Source organism: Fredinandcohnia onubensis (assembly GCF_002734285.1).
GTDB lineage: Bacteria > Bacillota > Bacilli > Bacillales > Bacillaceae_L > Ferdinandcohnia > Ferdinandcohnia onubensis_A.
In genome coordinates this window covers 53,950-73,713 of sequence record NZ_NSEA01000015.1, presented here as the reverse complement: position 1 = coordinate 73,713, position 19,764 = coordinate 53,950, and the positions used below count along the sequence as shown (strand labels likewise).

Annotated in this window: 15 protein-coding genes and 2 riboswitches; of the genes, 9 read left to right on the top strand and 6 right to left on the bottom strand. The window is 39.4% G+C overall.

Annotated elements, in window-relative coordinates; translation table 11 throughout:
- Positions 1–181 precede the first annotated feature (181 nt).
- The gene (locus CKJ95_RS15595; protein WP_099354374.1) at positions 182–805 is read left to right on the top strand and encodes a YesL family protein; all 624 of its coding nucleotides are present in this window, start codon (positions 182–184) and stop codon (positions 803–805) included.
- Positions 806–1,690: 885 nt separating this feature from the next.
- Here CKJ95_RS15595 and CKJ95_RS15590 read toward each other — a convergent pair.
- From CKJ95_RS15590 to CKJ95_RS15570, 5 genes are all read right to left on the bottom strand, one after another.
- Positions 1,691–2,581 (bottom strand): carbohydrate ABC transporter permease, encoded by an 891-nt coding sequence (locus tag CKJ95_RS15590; RefSeq protein WP_099354373.1) that lies wholly within the window; start codon positions 2,579–2,581, stop codon positions 1,691–1,693.
- A 16-nt stretch (positions 2,582–2,597) separates the two neighbouring features.
- Positions 2,598–3,476 (bottom strand): carbohydrate ABC transporter permease, encoded by an 879-nt coding sequence (locus CKJ95_RS15585; RefSeq protein WP_099354372.1) that lies wholly within the window; start codon positions 3,474–3,476, stop codon positions 2,598–2,600.
- Positions 3,477–3,550: 74 nt separating this feature from the next.
- Positions 3,551–4,858 carry an extracellular solute-binding protein gene (locus CKJ95_RS15580; RefSeq protein WP_099354371.1) on the bottom strand — a complete coding sequence of 436 codons (1,308 nt, stop codon included), beginning with the start codon at positions 4,856–4,858 and terminating at the stop codon, positions 3,551–3,553.
- 112 nt (positions 4,859–4,970) lie between these two features.
- Positions 4,971–5,756, bottom strand: a complete 786-nt coding sequence (locus tag CKJ95_RS15575) for a response regulator transcription factor (protein ID WP_099354370.1) — start codon at positions 5,754–5,756, stop codon at positions 4,971–4,973.
- A 1-nt stretch (position 5,757) separates the two neighbouring features.
- Positions 5,758–7,482, bottom strand: a complete 1,725-nt coding sequence (locus tag CKJ95_RS15570) for a sensor histidine kinase (protein WP_099354369.1) — start codon at positions 7,480–7,482, stop codon at positions 5,758–5,760.
- A 286-nt stretch (positions 7,483–7,768) separates the two neighbouring features.
- Positions 7,769–7,874: riboswitch (SAM riboswitch) on the top strand.
- 240 nt (positions 7,875–8,114) lie between these two features.
- Positions 8,115–8,226: riboswitch (SAM riboswitch) on the top strand.
- Between the two features lie 97 nt (positions 8,227–8,323).
- Here CKJ95_RS15570 and CKJ95_RS15565 point away from each other — a divergent pair.
- From CKJ95_RS15565 to coaA, 8 genes are all read left to right on the top strand, one after another.
- Complete coding sequence (locus CKJ95_RS15565; RefSeq protein ID WP_099354368.1) at positions 8,324–10,123, top strand: PLP-dependent aspartate aminotransferase family protein; 1,800 nt, start codon at positions 8,324–8,326, stop codon at positions 10,121–10,123.
- 125 nt (positions 10,124–10,248) lie between these two features.
- A complete protein-coding gene (locus CKJ95_RS15560; protein ID WP_099354367.1) occupies positions 10,249–12,213 on the top strand; it encodes an acetoacetate--CoA ligase in 1,965 nt (654 codons plus the stop codon).
- Complete coding sequence (locus tag CKJ95_RS15555) at positions 12,213–13,379, top strand: thiolase family protein (RefSeq protein WP_099354366.1); 1,167 nt, start codon at positions 12,213–12,215, stop codon at positions 13,377–13,379. The genes CKJ95_RS15560 and CKJ95_RS15555 overlap by 1 nt, the downstream gene beginning before the upstream one ends.
- The gene (locus CKJ95_RS15550) at positions 13,376–13,795 is read left to right on the top strand and encodes a Zn-ribbon domain-containing OB-fold protein (RefSeq protein ID WP_099354365.1); all 420 of its coding nucleotides are present in this window, start codon (positions 13,376–13,378) and stop codon (positions 13,793–13,795) included. Before CKJ95_RS15555 ends, CKJ95_RS15550 begins: the two co-directional genes overlap by 4 nt.
- Before the next feature lie 49 nt (positions 13,796–13,844).
- Positions 13,845–15,173, top strand: coding sequence for an MFS transporter (locus CKJ95_RS15545; RefSeq protein WP_099354364.1), 1,329 nt, complete (start codon positions 13,845–13,847; stop codon positions 15,171–15,173).
- A 45-nt stretch (positions 15,174–15,218) separates the two neighbouring features.
- Positions 15,219–16,376, top strand: a complete 1,158-nt coding sequence (locus tag CKJ95_RS15540) for an acetyl-CoA C-acyltransferase (protein WP_099354473.1) — start codon at positions 15,219–15,221, stop codon at positions 16,374–16,376.
- Positions 16,377–16,547: 171 nt separating this feature from the next.
- Positions 16,548–17,165, top strand: coding sequence for a YczE/YyaS/YitT family protein (locus CKJ95_RS15535; RefSeq protein WP_099354363.1), 618 nt, complete (start codon positions 16,548–16,550; stop codon positions 17,163–17,165).
- Between the two features lie 63 nt (positions 17,166–17,228).
- Positions 17,229–18,152, top strand: coding sequence for a type I pantothenate kinase (gene coaA / locus CKJ95_RS15530; RefSeq protein WP_099354362.1), 924 nt, complete (start codon positions 17,229–17,231; stop codon positions 18,150–18,152).
- A gap of 292 nt (positions 18,153–18,444) precedes the next feature.
- On the opposite strand, the gene CKJ95_RS15525 is transcribed toward coaA, so the two are convergent.
- Positions 18,445–19,635, bottom strand: coding sequence for a DUF418 domain-containing protein (locus CKJ95_RS15525; protein WP_099354361.1), 1,191 nt, complete (start codon positions 19,633–19,635; stop codon positions 18,445–18,447).
- Positions 19,636–19,764 lie beyond the last annotated feature (129 nt).

Below are 19,764 nucleotides of genomic sequence, written 5' to 3'. Positions count from 1 at the left end.
AGGTTGATCGATATGATGATCGACTTCAAACAGTTGAAGCTGTTTGGATGCTTGTTCAGGAATTGAAAAAAACAAGTCTACCGGTTTGTTACTGTTAGCGAGCTATTAAAGGATTTTAAGAGTAGATTGTGATAAAATTTTATTGAAATAATTTTGTTTTTGTCGACGTCGGAGGGATTTGATGAGTAAAACAGCAAACCGAGCCTATGCGGCTACATTGTGGATTTCAAAATTCGCGTATCTAAATATACTTTGGATTGGGTTCTCGTTAGTGGGTCTGGTTGTTTTGGGGTTCTTTCCAGCAACGGTGGCCATGTTTGCGGTAGTCCGCAAATGGTTATTGGGAGATACTGATATTCCAGTCTTTGGTACTTTTTGGAGTACCTATAAAGCTGAGTTTATAAAAAGTAACGGTCTAGGGTTGATCATTGTAGTAGTTGGTGTCCTGATTGTACTTGACCTGTTTTTTATTAGGAATTTAGGTGGAAGTTTTGTTCGTGTAATTCAAATCCCAATTTATTTGTTTATTTTTGCCGCATTAATGACGTTGTTGTACATTTTCCCAGTGTTTGTCCACTATGAACTTAAGATTGTCCATATGATTAAAAACTCCTTTTTATTAATGCTGATTAATCCACTTGAAAACGTTGTGATGGTTATTAGTTTGGTAATGGTGTTCTTTGTCGTAAAATATATCCCTGGATTGGGCTTTTTCTTCGGTGGGAGCCTATCCGCAGCAATCATCATGGCTGCATGCTACCGCACTTTTCAAAAGACGGAACGGAAGAAGGAACAGTTAGGTTGATGGAAGAAGTTTTATCTTAGGTCAGAAAGTAGTTGAAGATTACTGAATCCTCTTCATCGTGCCGATGAAGGGGAAAAGCAGCGTACGCCTGTTGCTGAATCCCTTTCATGGCATCTATGAAGGACTGAAAGTGAGTAGAATGATAGAAAAAAGGTCTTCATAAGGGTCATGAAGTCCTTAACGAATGAAATTGTCTAAGCTAAAGTCCTTCATCAAGGTTATGAAGGACCGACCGTGAGTAGATTGCTAGAAAAAAGGACTTCATAAGGGCTATGAAGTCCCCAACGAATGAAGTTGTCTAAGCTAAAGTCCTTCATCAAGGTTATGAAGGACCGAAAGTGAGTAGATTGATAGAAAAAAGGACTTCATAAGGGTCATGAAGTCCCAAACGAATGAAGTTGTCCAAGCCAAAGTCCTTCATCAAGGTTATGAAGGACTGAAAGTGAGTAGAATGATAGAAAAAACGTCTTCATAAGGGTCATGAAGTCCCCAACGACTGAAGTTGTCTAAGCTAAAGTCCTTCATCAAGGTTATGAAGGACAGACCGCAAGTAGATTGATATAAGAATGGTCTTCATAGAGCCCATGAAGGCCAGAACGAACGCATGGAGTTACCTAGAAAGAGTTCTTCATTGAGGTGAGGAACGCCCAATTAAGATTGCTCAATAGCATAAAAACTCCTTCATCCGCCTAATTCCTACAGTATTAACTCCAAACGCAAAGTCCCACAATAACAAAAAGACAGATAAGAGGATCTAGTACAACCTTTCCTATCTGTCCCTTTATTATTTGACTCTCCAAGCCTATTTGCATCCAAATTTCAGGCAGGCTTGCGGCATGTCCCTTACGAAGGTCGCAAGCCCAATCCTTGTCCTTACTCACAACCTTATCCTTTCACAGACCCAGCTGCCATGCCTTCAACGATCTTATCACTTAAGAACAGGAATGCTAGTAGAATTGGCACGATACTGATAACAAGGGTTGCACCGATTGCGCCCCAGTCTGTTAAATACTGACCAACGAAGTTATTGATTCCCACTGTTAGTGTCTTCCACTTATCAGAACTGATAAAAGTATTTACAAACACAAATTCATTCCAATTGTAAATCATGTTGATGATTGCGGTTGTTGATAATACAGGAACCGTCATTGGCAGCGTAATTTGGAAGAAGATTCGATGTACTGAGCATCCGTCCATAACCGCAGCTTCTTCAATTTCGCGAGGGAATGTTTTATAAAACCCAAGTAAAATCATGATTGTCAATGGCAAGTTAAATGCTGTATAGGATAATACAATTGATAATGGATTATCAATTAAGTTCGCACTGTTGTACATTTTAAACAGTGGAATTAGAGTAGAATGTAACGGAATCATATAGGCGACTAGGAATAATCCAAGAACAGGGCCGCTTAGTTTCCAATGCATTCGTGTTACTGCAAATGTTACAAAACTAGCGAGAATGATTGTTAGGAAAACTGATAGCACAGTAATCCAAACACTATTAAAGAAGTAGACACCGATATTTCCGGAAGTCCAAGCTTTCGTATAGTTTTCCCATTGTGGGCTTTGTGGTAAAGCGAAGGGAGACATACCGAAAACTTCTTTATTGGTTTTTAGGGAAAAGAACACCAACCAAACCAATGGATAGATTTGAATAATAGCAAAAGTACCTAGTAAGAGATATAGAAACCCAAATCCAATTTTGTTCAAGAAGGATTTCCTTGGCTTTTGTGTGGAAAGGTTTGGTGTAACTTGTTGTGTACGAACCTCACTCATTTTGATTCACTCCCCCTTAAAATTGAACATCGTCTTTAGATTTCGTTAATTGTGATGTTAACCATGTCATAACTAGACAGATCACTAATAGTCCAAAGCCAATGGCACTACCATATCCAAAGTTGTTTAGTTTGAATGCTTCTTTGTACATGTATGAGGCCATAACTTCACTTGCTCCGTTTGGTCCTCCTCCGGTCATAACATAGATTAGGTCGAAATATTTTAATGAACCCACCACTGCTAGCATGATTGTTACCTTGAAAACGCCAGAGATGAGTGGAAGTTTGATTTTATAGGCAATTTGAAATGGGCTAGCCCCATCGATTTTTGCTGCTTCGATGACTTCGTCAGGAACATTTTTCAAAGCTGCATAATAGATCAAAATGTAAAATCCTGCGTACTGCCAAATGATTGGGATGAAGATTGCATACAGTGCAATCTTTGGATCTGCTAACCAGATCGGTGTGTTTTCAACACCAAAGAACTCTAGCAATTTGTTTGCCATACCGTTTGTTGGGTCAAAAATTTTCATCCATAGTTGGGCAATCGCAACAGAAGATAATAGCATGGGTATTAAATAAATTTTTCGTAAAAGGTCAGAACCTTTGATTTTGCTAGCTAGAACAAGTGAAATAGCTAAATATAAAAGTAAGCTGGCTGTTGAAAAGATTGCTAGTAAAAATGAGTGCCAGGTACTTGACCAGAATAATTTATCCTGAATTAAAGTAATATAGTTATCTAATCCGATAAATGTCATTTCACCAATTCCGTCCCAATCCATGAGACCGTAGTAACCTGATAAAGCAATTGGAATATAAATAAGGACTAGAATGAGAAGTAAAGCCGGGAGTGTATAAAGGGCGATAACGAACTTATTCGACATCACAGTTTTCATAATGGTTTTGCCCCTTCCTTTCTATAAAGAAGAGGGCATATTACAAGCAATATGCCCTCTCTTTTAAGCCACAATTATTTTTCGGCAGCAAGAGCTTCCTCTTGTGTTTTTGCAAATTCTTCTGGAGTTGTTTGACCGCCAAATAATGCTTGAATTTGATTTAAGTGAACATCAGCCACACCAGCAGACATTTGAACATCAGCATAAAGTGTTAAGTTTGAAGCTTTTCCTAAATCGTTAAGAATGTCAATGTACATTGGGTGAAGGTCGCCATTAGATGTATCAACAACTGTTGCAGGGATTACACCAGCATCAACAACTGAACGCTTGCCCCACTCATCAACAAGGTAAGAAACAAATTCTTTTGCTTCATCTTTTACTTTTGATTGTTCAGAAACGAATAAACCAACACCAGGACCACCTACGTAGCTATCAATGTCGCCTTTGCCACCTTCATAGGTCGGGAACTTAAAGTATCCAACTTTATCTTTGAATTCTTGATCGACATCAGGTGTTGTTGTATAGTTTGGTAATTCCCAAGTTGCCATTAAGTACATAGCTGCTTGTTCATTCATGAAATATCCTTTTGCTTCATCATTTGAAAGACCATTAAATCCTTTAACAAAGGCATCCATATTTACAAGGTTTTCGATTTCCTCAGCTGCTTTTACAAGTGCTGGATCTTCGAAGCTACCTGTACGGTTGATTGCATTATTTAAGCTTTCAGGCCCTCCGATTCTATCTGCAAGGTACATGTACCACATAGAGCCAGTCCAACGGTCTTTGTTACCTAAAGTGATAGGGGTAACGCCGTTATCAACAAGTGTTTCAACAACATTTAAGAACTCATCATATGTTTTTGGAGCTTCTAAATTATATTTTTCAAAGATTTCCTTATTGTAGTAAACTGGAGTAATGTTCAATTCTAAAGGTAATGCATATGTCTTTTCTTCAACTGAGAAGGCATCCAAAGTGCCAGCTACGAACTTATCTTTCTCAACAATATCATCAAGTGGAGCGAACATGTTTCCATCTACAAAAGGCTTCATATAACCAGCAGCCCAAGTAATACCTACGTCAGGAAGTTCATTTGAAGCAGATAATACTTTTACTTTCTCTTTGTATTGCTCGTTACCTAAAATTTCAGTTTGAACGTCTACATCTGGGTTCTCTTCCTCATAAGCTTTGATAATATCATCTACGATTGTAAACTGAGCATTGGAGCTACCTTCTGGCCATAAGTGCATCATTTTTACAACGGTTTTATCACTGCTAGATCCACTGGAATCTTTAGCGGTATCATCTGATGAAGAACATCCTCCTAAGATTAATCCACCAGCTAATGCCATCGACATCACAGTAGCAAACGCTTTCTTTTTCATTGTTCAAAAACCCCCTTAATTTGTCTTATACCCTCTTTGCCTTACATTTAAAGTCTACCATCACGGGAATTATCAAAAAAGGGAACGATGATTGGGAAAAATACTACTATTTTTAGAAAGCCCTTTCATTCCTGGTTTTTCGGTATGTGGTTGGTGTCATACCTTCATACTCTTTAAAAATCTTAATAAAATACTTAGCAGTTTTATAGCCAACTTCTTCAGCAATTTCATTGATGGTATGGTTGGTGGAAAGGAGAAATTCTTTTGCGCGTTGAATTCTGCGTCTTGTTACATATTCACTAAAATTCAATTTCACTTCTTCTTTAAATAGCACGCTAAAGTAACTAGGGTTTAAATGGACATGAGCTGCAACGTCTTTTTGGCTGATATCATCCTTAATGTGACGATCAATATAGGTAATGGCCATGCGAATTGTATCTGTTGTTGTATCAATTTTCGTTGAGGCATCGATGATTTTTTTATCGACAACTCTTTCGATCATACCCACTCTGAACTGATTTTCCAAAATCTGAATCGCTTCTTCAACCGCCTCAATTAATTTAGTTTTGCTAATTGGCTTTAATAGATAGTTCACGACACCAAGACGAAGCGCCTCTTGGGCATACTCAAACTCCGAGTAAGCGGATATAACAATAACGACAGGAGACATTCCCTTTTCTTTAATCGTTTTTAATAGCTGAAGTCCTGTCATCTCTGGCATACGTATATCGGAAAGCAATATATGAATCTTTTGCTCTTCTGCAATTTGTAACACTTCCTCACCGCTTTGCGCAGTGAGGATATGAAATTCACCATTATTCCAACTTTCCAACGTCCTCTGCAAGCCCTGCCTAGTTCTTGGTTCATCATCAACAATCACGATATTTTTGATAAACATTCTAATTTCCCCCATTTATTGGAATTTCAAATGAAATTCGTGTTCCTTTATCTGGCTCACTGTCTATTAAAAGTTCGGGATGCAAATTCTCGTTGTAATAGAGTTTTAATCGTTTATATACATTTGAAATGGCGATGCCCTTTCCTCTTGTAGAAGCGACACCGCCAGTTTTCATAGATTCTGTTATTTGATTGATTCGATCTTGATCCATTCCTGGACCGTCATCCTGAACGGATATTCGAATTCTATCCGTTTTAACTGATTCAATGGATACAGTAACAAGACTATCACCGACCTTATTTCCAGCCCCGTGTAAGATTGCATTTTCAACAAGTGGTTGAATGATGAGTTTTGGTATTCGAGTGTGTTCAAATTGCTGTGGAACAGAGACCTTCCATTTCAATCGATCACCAAAACGCATTTTCATAATTTCCATGTAGTCACCGATATGTTTGAGTTCTTCCTTTAAAAATACCCAATCATCATCTGTTTCTTTTGTAATGGTGTATCGAAACAAATCAGACATTGCAATGACGACTTCAGACAGTTCATCTTCATTTTTTTCTTCAAGTGACCAATGAAGTGCATCCAAGGTATTGAAGAGAAAATGCGGATTGATTTGTGCTTGTAGAGCTTTTAATTCGCTTCTGCTTCGTAAAATTTCCTTTTGATAGACCATTCGGATAAGATGATTCGTTTCCTTCACTAATTGATTGTACGTACTGTTTAGTTCATTGATTTCATTAACAGATGAAACATCTGGATTCAAGGTAAGGGCACCTTGGCCAGCGCGCTGCATTGTTTTTGTTAAATGAACAATCGGTCTTGTAATCACAGTTGATAGAAATAAGGAAAAAATCATAAAAATGATACCACCAGCTACACCCGATAAAATGATGCCAGTCCGAATTCCAGCTAGCCCCTTTGTAAGTTCACTAATGGGCGTTAAAATAAGGACGGTCCAGCCTGTAAGATTGGAAGTTTTCTTTGTTACGATATAGTCCCCTTTTTCGAGCTGAACTGTACCCTTAGGAGTTGAAAGGATTTCTGAGATATTTCCATCGTAATTTTGAACAATAGGCTCATCGTTTTCGTCCAAAAGAATGGAGTATTGGTTGTTTGATGTCGCAAACTGAAAATGGTCACGGTTTATGCTTATTAAAAGGTAACCGCCATTTACATATCTGCGCTCGATTAGACTAATCCTACGAATGGCTAGGAAATTGTTTTTATCTTGTGGATCATCTCCAATCCAAACCAATCCACCTTTTGCAAGTCTAGCTTTTTCAATCCACTTTTTCTCTACCCGATTTTTTAATAAGTCTTCATCAAGAGGAATAACACGTTGCTGTTCCCCAGAAAAGATTTGAAACGAAAAGATGCCATCTGTATTCCCCATAATTCGGTTCACATGTCCCATTAATTGTTGACGTTCCTGGAATGAGATTTCTGATCCATCAAAAATTTTCGTTAGGATCTTTTGAACGCCCTCGTCCGTAATGACGAGTTTTGATGACATATTTATTTGTTCGTATAAAGATTCCATTCTACCGTTTGCCTCAATCGCAACCTGGTGGATTTGTTTTTCAGCATTGCTTTTTAAAAGAGTGGAGACCTGTCTTAATGTTAATAGACCTACGATCAAAAGAACGATAATCATGACAAATAAAAAGATAAATAAGATCTGATTACGTAATGTATTCCACTTTTTCAATTTTTTGATCATGGGCTTCGCCTTTCTATTGTCATTAGTTTAATAATCCTGTATTTATTTGTAATCGCTATCATCAAGAGGGATGTTAAAGTTCTTAATGCAGGAACTACGAACTAGTGCCATTTTATCATTTGTTCCGGAAATTGAAAATATTTGTTTATCGGTTAGACTAAGTTAGAGGGCTGCCTTCTAGGGTATTCTTTTGTTATATTTTAAAAGAGGATTTTTTATATTAAAAAACATTGACTAAATTATCTAAAATGTTTAACATTACTAATAAAGTTAAATAATGCAATTCTTCTTATCAAGAGAGGTGGAGGGACTGACCCTACGAAGCCTCGGCAACCAGCATTTGAATGCCCGGTGCCAAGTTCAGAGGAGTATTTTTATTCCGGAGATGAGAAGGTGGACGAATGCGAATATTATTTCTGTATATTCATGAGCCCCTTCTGATTTCTCAGAAGGGGCTTTTATTTTAGAGTCAAAGAAGTAGCATTTATCCAATAATTAACTAAATGTGAATAGAATAAATCTTATAAATAGATATATTTTTCTAAAAAATACATTGACTGAAAAAATAAATTATTCTATAATACTTTATATGATTGAAGGATTAACGCGTTAATACGCCATTTTAATAAAAAATCTTATCCAGAGTGACTGAGGGAACAGGCCCGATGAAGTCCAGCAACCTTCAAGTGAAAGCTTGAAAAGGTGCTAATTCCTGCAGATGCGTGTGCATCTGAAAGATAAGTTGAGGCCCCCTCTTCTTATGTTGAGGGGGCTTTTTATTTACATAAAGTCAGTAATTATCTAGCAAACTTGTAGAAAATTGAACTTGGAGGTTTAAACAATGACAAAACAATATGAAACTTATGATGATGAAACGATACTTTTACATGGAGGTCAATCCCCAGATCCTACAACTGGTTCACGTGCGGTGCCGATTTATCAAACGAGTTCTTTCGTATTTCATAATACAGATCATGCTCAAAGCCTATTTAGTCTTGATGAGTCAGGTAATATTTATTCTCGAATCGGTAACCCGACTGTTGATGTGCTTGAGAAACGGATCGCATTATTGGAGGATGGTGTCGCAGCTGTAGCAACATCTTCAGGAATGGCTGCAATTGCTCTATCCATTATGAACGTCGCACAAGCGGGAGACGAAATTGTAGCAGCTTCCAATTTATATGGAGGAACTTACAATCTTTTCGCGGTTACGCTTCCGAAATATGGAATTAAAACTCATTTCGTTGATCCAACAGATCCTGAGAATTTTAGAAAAGCGATTACGCCGAATACAAAGGCCGTCTTTGCCGAAACAATTGGAAACCCAAGCTTGCATGTTTTAGATATTGAAGCAGTGTCAGCGATTGCACATGAAAATGGAGTACCGCTCATTATTGATAATACATTTGCTTCTCCATATGTTTGTAAACCAATCCAATATGGTGCTGATATCGTGGTTCACTCCGCAACAAAGTGGATAGGTGGACATGGAACGACAATTGGTGGGTTAGTCGTTGATGGAGGCCGTTTTAATTGGAACAGTGAAAAGTTCCCAGGCTTTACAGAGCCAGATCAAAGTTATAACGGAATTAAGTATGCAAATGAATTTGGAACATTAGCGTTCAGTACGAAACTGAGAGTTCAGCTTTTAAGAGATTTTGGTTCTTCATTAAGCCCACATAGTGCGTTCCTACTGATACAGGGTCTTGAAACATTACACCTTAGAATCGAAAAGCATAATGAAAATGCACTTAAGGTTGCAAAATTCTTAAAAGACCATCCTGCAGTTGATTGGGTTTCATACCCTGGTCTTGAAGAGCATCCAGCACATGAACTAGCTACTAAATATTTGCGTTCTGGATATGGTTCTATCGTAAACTTTGGCATTAAGGGCGGTAGAGAAACTGGTAAGAAAGTAATTAATAACATTGCGTTATGGTCACATGTGGCTAATGTTGGAGATGCCAAGTCACTCATTATTCACCCAGCATCAACAACTCATCAGCAGTTAAGTGCAGAAGAGTTAGTAAAAACAGGAGTAAGTGAAGAATTAATCCGTTTATCGGTTGGTATCGAATCATACCGTGATTTAGTGAATGACTTGGACCAGGCTTTTTATGAAGCGACAGGCATTTCATCAAAAGGTGAGCAAAAAGGAGAAACAGCGGTTAACGATGAGGGAGTCATACGCTGGGCACTTCAATCAACATTTATTCGTGAAGAAGTAGAAGGGAAAGAAGTTCAACGTGCAAAAACAATTGCTGTTGTTGGTTTAAGTGGTAATCCAGCTCGCCCAAGCTACAGACTTGCACGGAAAATGCAGCGTCTAGGTTATAAAATTATCCCGGTTAATCCAAGGGAAACAGAAGTACTCGGTGAACAGGCATATCCGGATTTAACATCTATTCCGGTTAAGGTAGATATCGTTCAAGTATTCCGTAGCCCTGAGGCAGCGATTGGAGTTGCAGCAGAAGCAGCAAAAATTCAACCAAAAGTATTCTGGCTACAAGAAGGGGTTATCTCCCCAAGGGCAGTGGAAGTTGCGAAAGAAGCAGGTCTTGAGGTTGTTCAAAACAGATGTACCTATAAGGAGGCACAACGTCTCAGAGGCGCAATTGTGACGTATGCTTGTGAAATATAATTATGAAGAATTCCCCTACCTCTATAGGTAGGGGATGATTGTAAAGAGAGTCTATCAAAACATGAACTAAGGGATGGGCGTGTGCTAAGAATGATGCTTCTCTTAGTATGAGGGAGGAATAGATAATGACAACACAACACAGCTTACTAGAATCCAAGGTTCTATGGGAGCCAAGTGAAACTTGGGTCTCACAGTCAAATTTGATGAAATTTTCACAAGAGGTCGGCTTTCCACTCCTACCCTATGAACGATTTCATCGCTGGTCAGTTGCTCAACCTGAATCATTCTGGTCAGCAGTATGGGATTATGCAAATGTAATTGGAGATAAAGGTGAAAGAGTCGTGGTTCCTCCAAGTGATGGTGGGATGTTAGGTACACAATGGTTTCCTGATTCTAGAATAAATTTTGCAGAAAATATTTTACGTGGTGACGATCGGCAAACTGCGGTTATTGAATCAGATGAAAATGGCGTCTCTCAAACAATCACAATGGGAGAACTGCGTAATAGGGTGGCACGGGCCCAGTCTGGGTTAAAGAGCTTGGGAGTAAGTGCTGGTGATCGGGTTGCTGGAGTTGTAACAAATAGAATTGAAGCGTTCGTAGCCTTATTGGCAACCACTTCATTAGGTGCTGTTTGGACATCTTGCTCACCTGATTTTGGTCCAAAAGGGATTATCGATCGGATTGGGCAAGTTCATCCAAAGGTATTAATTGCAACTTTAGATTATCAATATAACGGAAAGTCTTATGATATTCGAGATAACATCTCAGCTGTAAGTGAGGTACTGAAAGAGGTTTCCGCTATCGTGACTTTATCTGAGAATGCAGATATCTCGATTAATCAAGAAACGAAAGTGATGAGCTGGCAGGAGCTATGTCAAAATGCATCATCTCATCTGGAATTTACCCGAGTTCCCTTCAATCATCCGCTTTACATCCTTTATACTTCAGGGACTACCGGGCTGCCAAAAGCTATTGTTCATTCAGTCGGTGGTACATTAATTCAACACGTAAAGGAACATCAGTTACATTGTGATTTAAAAGTTGGAGATGTCATGTTTTGGTACACAAATACGGCATGGATGATGTATCCTTGGCTGCTTTCTGGATTAGCAAGCGGTGCTGCTATTCTTCTCTATGATGGGTCACCAATCCCTAAGGCGAATATAGGAATCCTTTGGGAAATTTCAGAAGAAATTGGGCTTACGCATTTCGGAACGAGCCCGAAGTATTTAGATACCTTGAAGAAGTCAGGTTATCAGGTGGGGCAGAAGCATGATCTTTCTTCTTTACGCAGTGTTCTTTCTTGTGGAGCACCTTTATCGGCGGAACAATATGACTGGATTTATAGCGACATTAAGCAGGATATTATGTTGGCATCGATTTCAGGTGGTACCGAAATCATCGGATGTTTTGTGATGGGTTCTCCTGTACATCCAGTAAGACGCGGGGAAATTACCTGTAAAGCACTAGGTATGGCAGTTGATGTCCTCGATGAAAGAGGAGTATCTGTCATCAATGAAAAAGGGGAGTTAGTGTGTACAAAGGCTTTTCCTAGTATGCCAATTACATTCTGGGGAGAGGACGGAGATGAGCGCTATTTTTCCGCCTATTTTGCTGAACGTACTGGTATATGGTCACATGGTGACTTCGCTGAACAAACAATAGAGCAAACGTTGGTTATTTACGGAAGAGCTGATACTACGCTTAATCCTGGCGGTGTCCGGATTGGAACTGCGGAAATCTATCGGGTTGTTGAGCAACTTCCTCAAGTACAGGACTCAATCGTTTTTGGTTACCCTGTCGACAATGATGAGGAAATCGCACTGTGTGTCGTCACCGAGGATGGATCATTGGATGATACATTAGTGAATCATATTCGTAAGGAAGTAAGGGAAAAAGCTTCACCGCGGCATGTGCCAAGACGTATTTACAGTGTCAAAGAGATTCCTTATACAATTAACGGCAAAAAGGTTGAAGGGGCAGTCCGTTCAACTGTTCTTGGACAGCCAATAAAGAACAGGGGTTCACTTGCCAACCCAGCATGCCTAGAAGAATACAGCAGCTTGTCTGAAAGGAGTTTCGTATAATGGTTAACCGCCGAGTTCCAAAAGGTGCAATTATAGGGATAGGAGAACTAACTCCAGTCCGCTATAGCGAGGGTGTGACAACTCTTGCATTAATTGCCGAGTCAGTAAGACTGGCCATTCAAGATGCCGGAATCGAAAAAGACAAGATAGATGGTTTATTAATTGGTCCCCAAGTAGGCGAAACTCCGCAGCATGTGCCAGCAACTGTTGCGGAATACCTTGGTCTTGAGCCGACAATGTCAAATGTAGTTGATCTTGGAGGTGCAACCGGTGCGGGAATGATCTGGAGAGCGGTAGCTGCAATAGAAGCAGGAATGTGTGAAACAGTTGTATGTGTGCTTGCAAATATCAACGAAAAGGGAAAAGCCTTACGTTCACCAAACCGTAATCCAATTCGTGAATTTGACGTTCCATTTGGTGCTTCTGGCGCAAACACCTCCTATGCGCTGTTAAAGCAACGACATATGGCCGAGTATGGATCGAAACAAGAAGATTTTGCACTCATTGCACATTGGGCACGAAAAAATGCGCAGCTAAACCCAAAAGCCATTACATACGGAAAACCAGCCTCAATTGAGGACGTATTGAATTCTCCATTAATTGTGGATCCCTTGCATTTGTTTGAAATCGTTATGCCTGTTGCAGGTGGCGCAGCGGTCGTTGTTACCTCCGTTAAAAATGCCTCTAAGGGAGGACATCCTCCAGTTTATTTACTAGGGGCGGGTGAGAAAATCACTCATAGAGCTGTCAGCCAAGCCCCTTCATTGGAAAATGCTCCACTAAGCTATGCGATTCCAAGAGCATTGGAACAAGCAGGTTTATCAGTGCAAGACATGGATTTACTTTCTATCTATGATTGCTATACGAGTGTAGTTGCACAAACATTAGAAAATGCGGGGCTATGTGCACCTGGAAAATTTGGTTCCTGGATGAAAGAGCATACTTTCGGTCATGATGGTGATTGGCCACTTAACACGCACGGGGGTCAATTAGGATTTGGTCAGGCAGATCTTGCTGGTGGAATGTCACATATTATTGAAGCTGTTCATCAATTGCGACATGAAGCAGATTTGAGACAAATTCCAAATGCACGTCATGCTCTGATAACAGGGAATGGAGCTACATTGAGTGAAGCTGCTGCTCTGATTTTGGGGGTGGAATCATGATAGAGAAATTTGAAAATTTAACGGTCCCAGGTCCGACTATAACACCTATCACTAAGCCGTTCTGGGATGCAGTAGCTCGTAAGGAATTTATTTTGCAAAAATGCTGTGATTGTGGTGAATGGGTATTTTATCCTCGCTCCCATTGCCCGCATTGCTGGAGTAACAAGTTAGATTGGAAACCAGCTTCAGGAGAAGGAACGTTAAAGACGTGGAGCATTGTACATAGACCTGGTCATCCAGGGTGGGCAGCAGTTACACCTTATGTATTAGGGGTTGTTGAATTAGAAGAAGGTCCATCGATGCTGACACATCTATTAGTTGATTCTGATCAAGAATTAAAAATTGGGCAGCCACTTAAAGTCAAATATATAAAATACAATGATGTTTGGTTACCATTTTTCGAAAGTAAGGAATGAAAAATGGCCTTAAGACATATTACACCATCGTAAAAAGGGAGGAAAGTCGATGTCAACAGCTCCAGTAATTCAGGAGGATATAAATACCGAGAAAAAAGGTTTTTCTAAAGAACATCGCAAGGTCGGTTTGGCTAGCTTTATTGGTACAACAATTGAATGGTATGATTTTTACTTATACGGTACAGCTGCTGCTTTAGTATTTCCAGCATTGTTTTTTCCAACTTTCGACCCTCTATATGGGACACTAGCAGCCTTTGGGTCATATGCTGCAGGATTTATTGCTCGTCCGTTAGGAAGCGCGGTATTTGGACATTTTGGTGATAAAATCGGCAGAAAAAAAATGCTTACACTTTCACTATTATTAATGGGAATCGCAACATTCTTAATGGGGCTGATTCCATCCTATCAAACAATCGGGTTGATGGCTCCACTACTAATAAGTCTTCTTCGTATTGTACAGGGATTTGCTGTTGGTGGTGAGTGGGGTTCAGCAGTAGTAATGGCGGTTGAACATGCACCGAAAGGAAAACGGGGGTTATACGGCAGCTTTCCACAGATGGGAGTTCCCGCAGGACTTTTATTATCCACCTTCGTGTTCTCGATGGTAAATAACAGTATGTCAAATGAAGCTTTCCTTGCCTGGGGCTGGCGTATACCATTTTTACTCAGTGCTATACTTGTCATCATTGGACTCTGGATTCGCCTAAGAGTGAGTGAATCGCCTGTATTTGAGGAACTGGCTGAAAAGAAGCAGATAGAGGAAAAGCCTGTGCTTACCGTTCTACGCAGCCAGAAAAAACCATTATTCTTAACAATTGGTATGAAATTAGTTCAAAACGCAACGTTCTATATCTATTCTGTATTTGTACTAACGTATCTCGTAGGTACGGTTAATGTCGATCGCTCTATTGGTCTAAATGCAGTCATGATCTCCTCAGTAGTTGGTTTAGTGACGATGCCATTATGGTCTTACTTATCTGATAAGATTGGCCGTAAACCTGTCTATTTGGGTGGGACAATAGCTACGACGCTGTTCATTTTTCCGTTTTTCGCGCTGATGGATACAGGGTCGGTTCTTTGGATCACAATAGGAATCGTGCTAGGATTGAATGTCATTCATGACTCTGTTTACGGTCCTCAAGCAGTATACTACTCAGAGCTTTTTGGGTCGAAGGTTCGTTTAAGTGGTGCTTCCATTGGTTACCAAATTGGAGCTATCCTAGCAGGTGGATTTTCCCCTCTAATTGCGACTTGGTTACTAGCAAAATATGATGGGCAAAGCTTACCAATCATTTTATATTTAACCGCACTTGGAGTGATAAGCATTGTTGCAACGTTATTCGCACGGGAAACGTACCGTGATTCACTAACCCAGTAATTTAGTTTAGTTTCTTATAATCTACTAAAAGGATGGGTGATTTTGTTGAAAAAAACTGTATTAATTGATGGAGTTCGTACTCCTATTGGACGGTTCAAGGGAAGTTTAAGCAAGAATACAGCAACTGAACTAGGTGTTGCGGCAGTTTCGGAGCTCATTCGCCGTGTTCCTGAAACTGCAAATGCAGATGGCGTTATACTAGGTCAAGTCATACAGGCTGGGCAAGGTCAAAACCCTGCACGTCAAGTTGCTTATCAAGCAGGTGTTGGGATACATACCCCTGCCTTAACATTAAACAGCGTTTGTATTGCTAGTTTAGCAGCAGTGTCCGATGCTGCTCGCCGTGTAGAAAGAGGAGAAGGGGATCTGTTTGTTGTTGGAGGATTTGAATCCATGACAAATGCACCTCATGTATCTAACCTTAGACGAGAAGTGAAAATGGGTGCTATCGAATTCTATGATACGTTGAATGACGGTTTGTGGTGTGCACTTTCTGATCAATCAATGGGCGGGTTATCTGAACGTACAAATCGTGAATTACATATTAGTCGAGAAGTACAAGACGAATTTGCTCTACATTCACAACTAAGGGCAGCTAGTGCACAAAGTAATGGAGTTTTCAAGGATGAAATAGTTGGAGTTCATGTTTCCGGTCAGCTTATTACCGAGGATGAATGTATTCGACCTCAAACCTCCATTGACAAGCTACAAAAGCTTTCCCCAGCATTTGAAGTAGGGGGAACCATTACTCCTGGAAACGCTAGTCCGATGTCAGATGGTGCGAGTGCAGGTCTGATTTCAAGTTTAGACACATGTGAAAAGATTGGTAAGTCACCGCTAGCAACCATTGTTGACTGGTCATTTGTAGCAGGGCCTGATCCATCATTGCACCTCCAGCCGGCAAATGCTATACGGGCTTTATTGGATCGTAGAAATTTACGCCTTTCAGATATTGATTTGTTTGAGATTAATGAGGCTTTTGCAAGTGTTGTGATTGCAAGTCAGCAAGAGCTCGGGCTTCCTTCAGATGTGGTTAACGTAAATGGGGGAGCAATAGCTCTTGGTCATCCTCTAGGTGCTAGCGGATTCCGACTTGTGTTAACACTTGCTCGAGAACTTAAACGACGCGGTGGCGGCCGAGGCATTGCATCTATGTGTGGTGGTGGAGGCCAAGGAGCAGCCGTCTTAATAGAAGTAGAATAAGTATTTCATAATATATCAAAAATACTCAATATGTAAAAATAAGAGTCTAGGAAATGTTTTAAGGCTTCTGTCCTTTTGGTGGCAGATGCCTATTTTTTTGGGTGCAATTTTTCATGAAAGTGTTATAATTGAATAATTATTTTGAAATGTCCATTAATATCGAGGTGCAACATGGGATTACGTATAGGAATTTATTTTGGAGGTCTCGCTCTTACCGCATTAGGAATTGCATTTATTATTAAATCATTGATCGGAGCGGGGCCATGGGATACCGTATCTGTAGGGCTTACAGAGCATTTAGGCTTGACGATTGGAACGTGGTCAATTTTGACACAGTTGACTTTTATATTGATTACATGGATTCTTGAAAAAAAGAGATTGCGTATCGAATCGGTTATCCCAATTTTTATCCGAAGTGTTTTTGTGGATTTTTGGTTTTATATTGTATTAGCGAGTGTTGACTTTACATCAACTTGGGAGTTACAAATTGTCAGTTTCGTTGTTGGTCTTGTTATCGCTGGAATTGGTATTGGCATTTATATGGAGGCAAATTTACCTAAGACACCAATTGATGGAATGATGGTGGCGTTCTGCAATCGGTTCGGTTTGAGCTTTAATATTGTAAGAATGGGTATTGAAGGTACAGGAGCCTGTCTCGGATTTCTTTTAGGAGGACCGGTTGGGCTTGGTACTCTGGTGATTGCGTTGTTTTTAGGTAAAATCATTCAAGTTGTGAATAATAGAATGAAGAAAATCTTGCAAGTGTCGAGCGCAAGTCATTCTTTTTAAAACATATGAATTCAAGTAACAATCTGATAAAATGAACATGAATCTAAAATAGAGGTAAATACTATGAATCCGTTAACAAACTATATTGAATTTAACAGAGAAAAGTGGGCGGAACTGCGCAATAAAACTCCTTTGTTACTGTCAGAAGAAGAACTCGAGAGCATTCGCGGTATAAACGAAGAAATCTCTCTTCAGGAAGTAAAAGAAATTTATTTGCCATTGACCCGTTTGATCAATCTAAAGGTAAAGGCATCACAACAGCTACAGGGAGCAACGAATTCGTTTTTAGACTATAAAGCTAAGAAAATTCCATATATTATCGGAATTGCAGGTAGTGTAGCAGTAGGGAAAAGCACTGCAGCAAGGGTGATCCAAACCCTATTATCACGGTGGGACGAGCATAAAGAAGTAGGGTTAGTTACGACAGATGGATTCTTATATCCAAACGCAACCTTGGAAAGTAAGGGATTGATGAGTCGAAAAGGATTTCCCGAAAGCTATGATACTCAAAGATTAATTGAGTTTATGATGAAGGTGAAGTCTGGTAAATCAAAAGTGGAGGCTCCACTTTACTCTCATTTAACGTACGATGTGCTATCCGACAAGGTAGAGGTTATTAAGCAACCAGATATTTTAATTGTTGAAGGAATTAATGTCCTTCAAGTCAGCAAGTCCCATTCGGTTTTCGTCAGCGACTTTTTTGATTTCTCAATTTATATTGATGCGGACGTAAGAAATATCAAAAAATGGTACATTGAGAGATTTTTGACACTGCAAAAGACGGCGTTCCAGAACCCGATGTCTTATTTTCATCGCTATACTTCGTTATCAAAAGACGAAGCGATCAAAAAGGCAACCGACATCTGGGAGGAAATCAACGCCAAAAACTTACGAGAAAACATTCTCCCTACACGTCGTCGTGCAGACATCGTCTTCAAAAAAGGCCCTGACCACATAATGGAAAAAGTTCACCTTAAGAAATTTTAAAGGGGACAAAACGGGTCGCCGGGCTTTTGTCCCGGCGCATCATGGGACACGCGCGAACAGGTCCCTTGTCCCGGGTGCTTCGCTATATTACGCCGCAGCAGTGCATAGACACTCGCGGCGTTTTTTTATTTATGGCTATTAATTTGCAAATACGGCTGTTACTGAAAATTTATGGCCAATAAATAAAAAATATGGCTGATAAAATATTTTTATGGCTGATAGCCCAAATGTTAAGGTGAAAAACTCATTCGAACGCCATACTCAGCTCATGCCATTTTACAACTAAACCACATTAATGCGTAACTTTTTCATGTAATCTAATTTTTGCCTTTTTGGATTTGGGAATGCCTCGCCATGTCATGTAGGTGCCGATTCTCATGGTTTTTTCAAAAGGTCCCATCTTCCAGATTTTAAGATAAAAATGGCTTAAGATAACCTGGAATAAGTAAATCACGATTGCTAATAAAATTCCGTTAAGAACACCCATCTTTCCGAATAATCCCAAACCGTATCCATAAAAAATAAGAGTACATATCATACTTTGAGCTAAATAATTTGTCATGGATAGACGTCCTACATTTTCAAAAAGAGTTAAAATGACGGATTCTCCTTTTGTATAAAAATATGCAAATAGGAAGATGTAACCGACTGAGAGGATGGGCGCACCAATTGTATAAATCGATTCCGTCCATATATGTTCCTGAAACAGATATGGTAAAGACTTTAACCCTAAACCCATCGGTAGAAATAACCATGCTAACCAACTATATTTCCGTTTTTCCTTTTCAGGAGATGTGAACCATCCACTTTTTGCAGCATACATTCCCAATAGAAATATTGGGCAGATCACAAGTGGCATTAGCATCAACATGATAATGTATACATAGCCAGGATAACCAAATGGATCTTCTCCACTATTACGAAACTCTAAGGCCTCCCAATAATCTCCATTTGAGTAGGCATCATATTCCTTTTGGATATAGGAAGTTAAATTCTTTGGTTCCTCCATTTTTTCATTTGCTCCTATTACACCTATCAATGTAGTTAAAGAAAATAACGTCACAGTCCAAATTAGTATCGTCTTTTTCTTTCGTTTAACAAAGATAATCATAAGTAAGCCAATCAGCCCATAGGAAAATAAAATATCACCTTCCCAAACAAAAATAGAATGTAGCAAGCCGAGTGTAATTAACAAAATAAACCTTCTTACTAAATGACGTTTCACTTTTTTACCATTGCCTACAAGTTTCTCGGATAATTTAACCATAGAATAGCCAAATAAAAACAAAAAGATAGGCATGAAGCTACCTTCTATAAAGATTTTGATCCAAATGTAGGATGATTGATCAGTAGCTAATGTTTGATAGTTTTCCATTTGCTCTTTTCCAAACATCCCATATTGAAAAATTAGTAGATTCGCTATCAATATCCCAATTAAACTAAATCCCCTCAGTCCATCAATCAACCTAACTCGTTGTTTCATCTTCTTCTCCCTTTCATATTGAACTACCTACAGTTTATATGGAGGAGTTTTCTCTAGATTGAACGTTACATTACGAACGCATAAAACTTTATTTGATTTGTTCAACTGTTCGTAAAGTTGCTTTGTTAT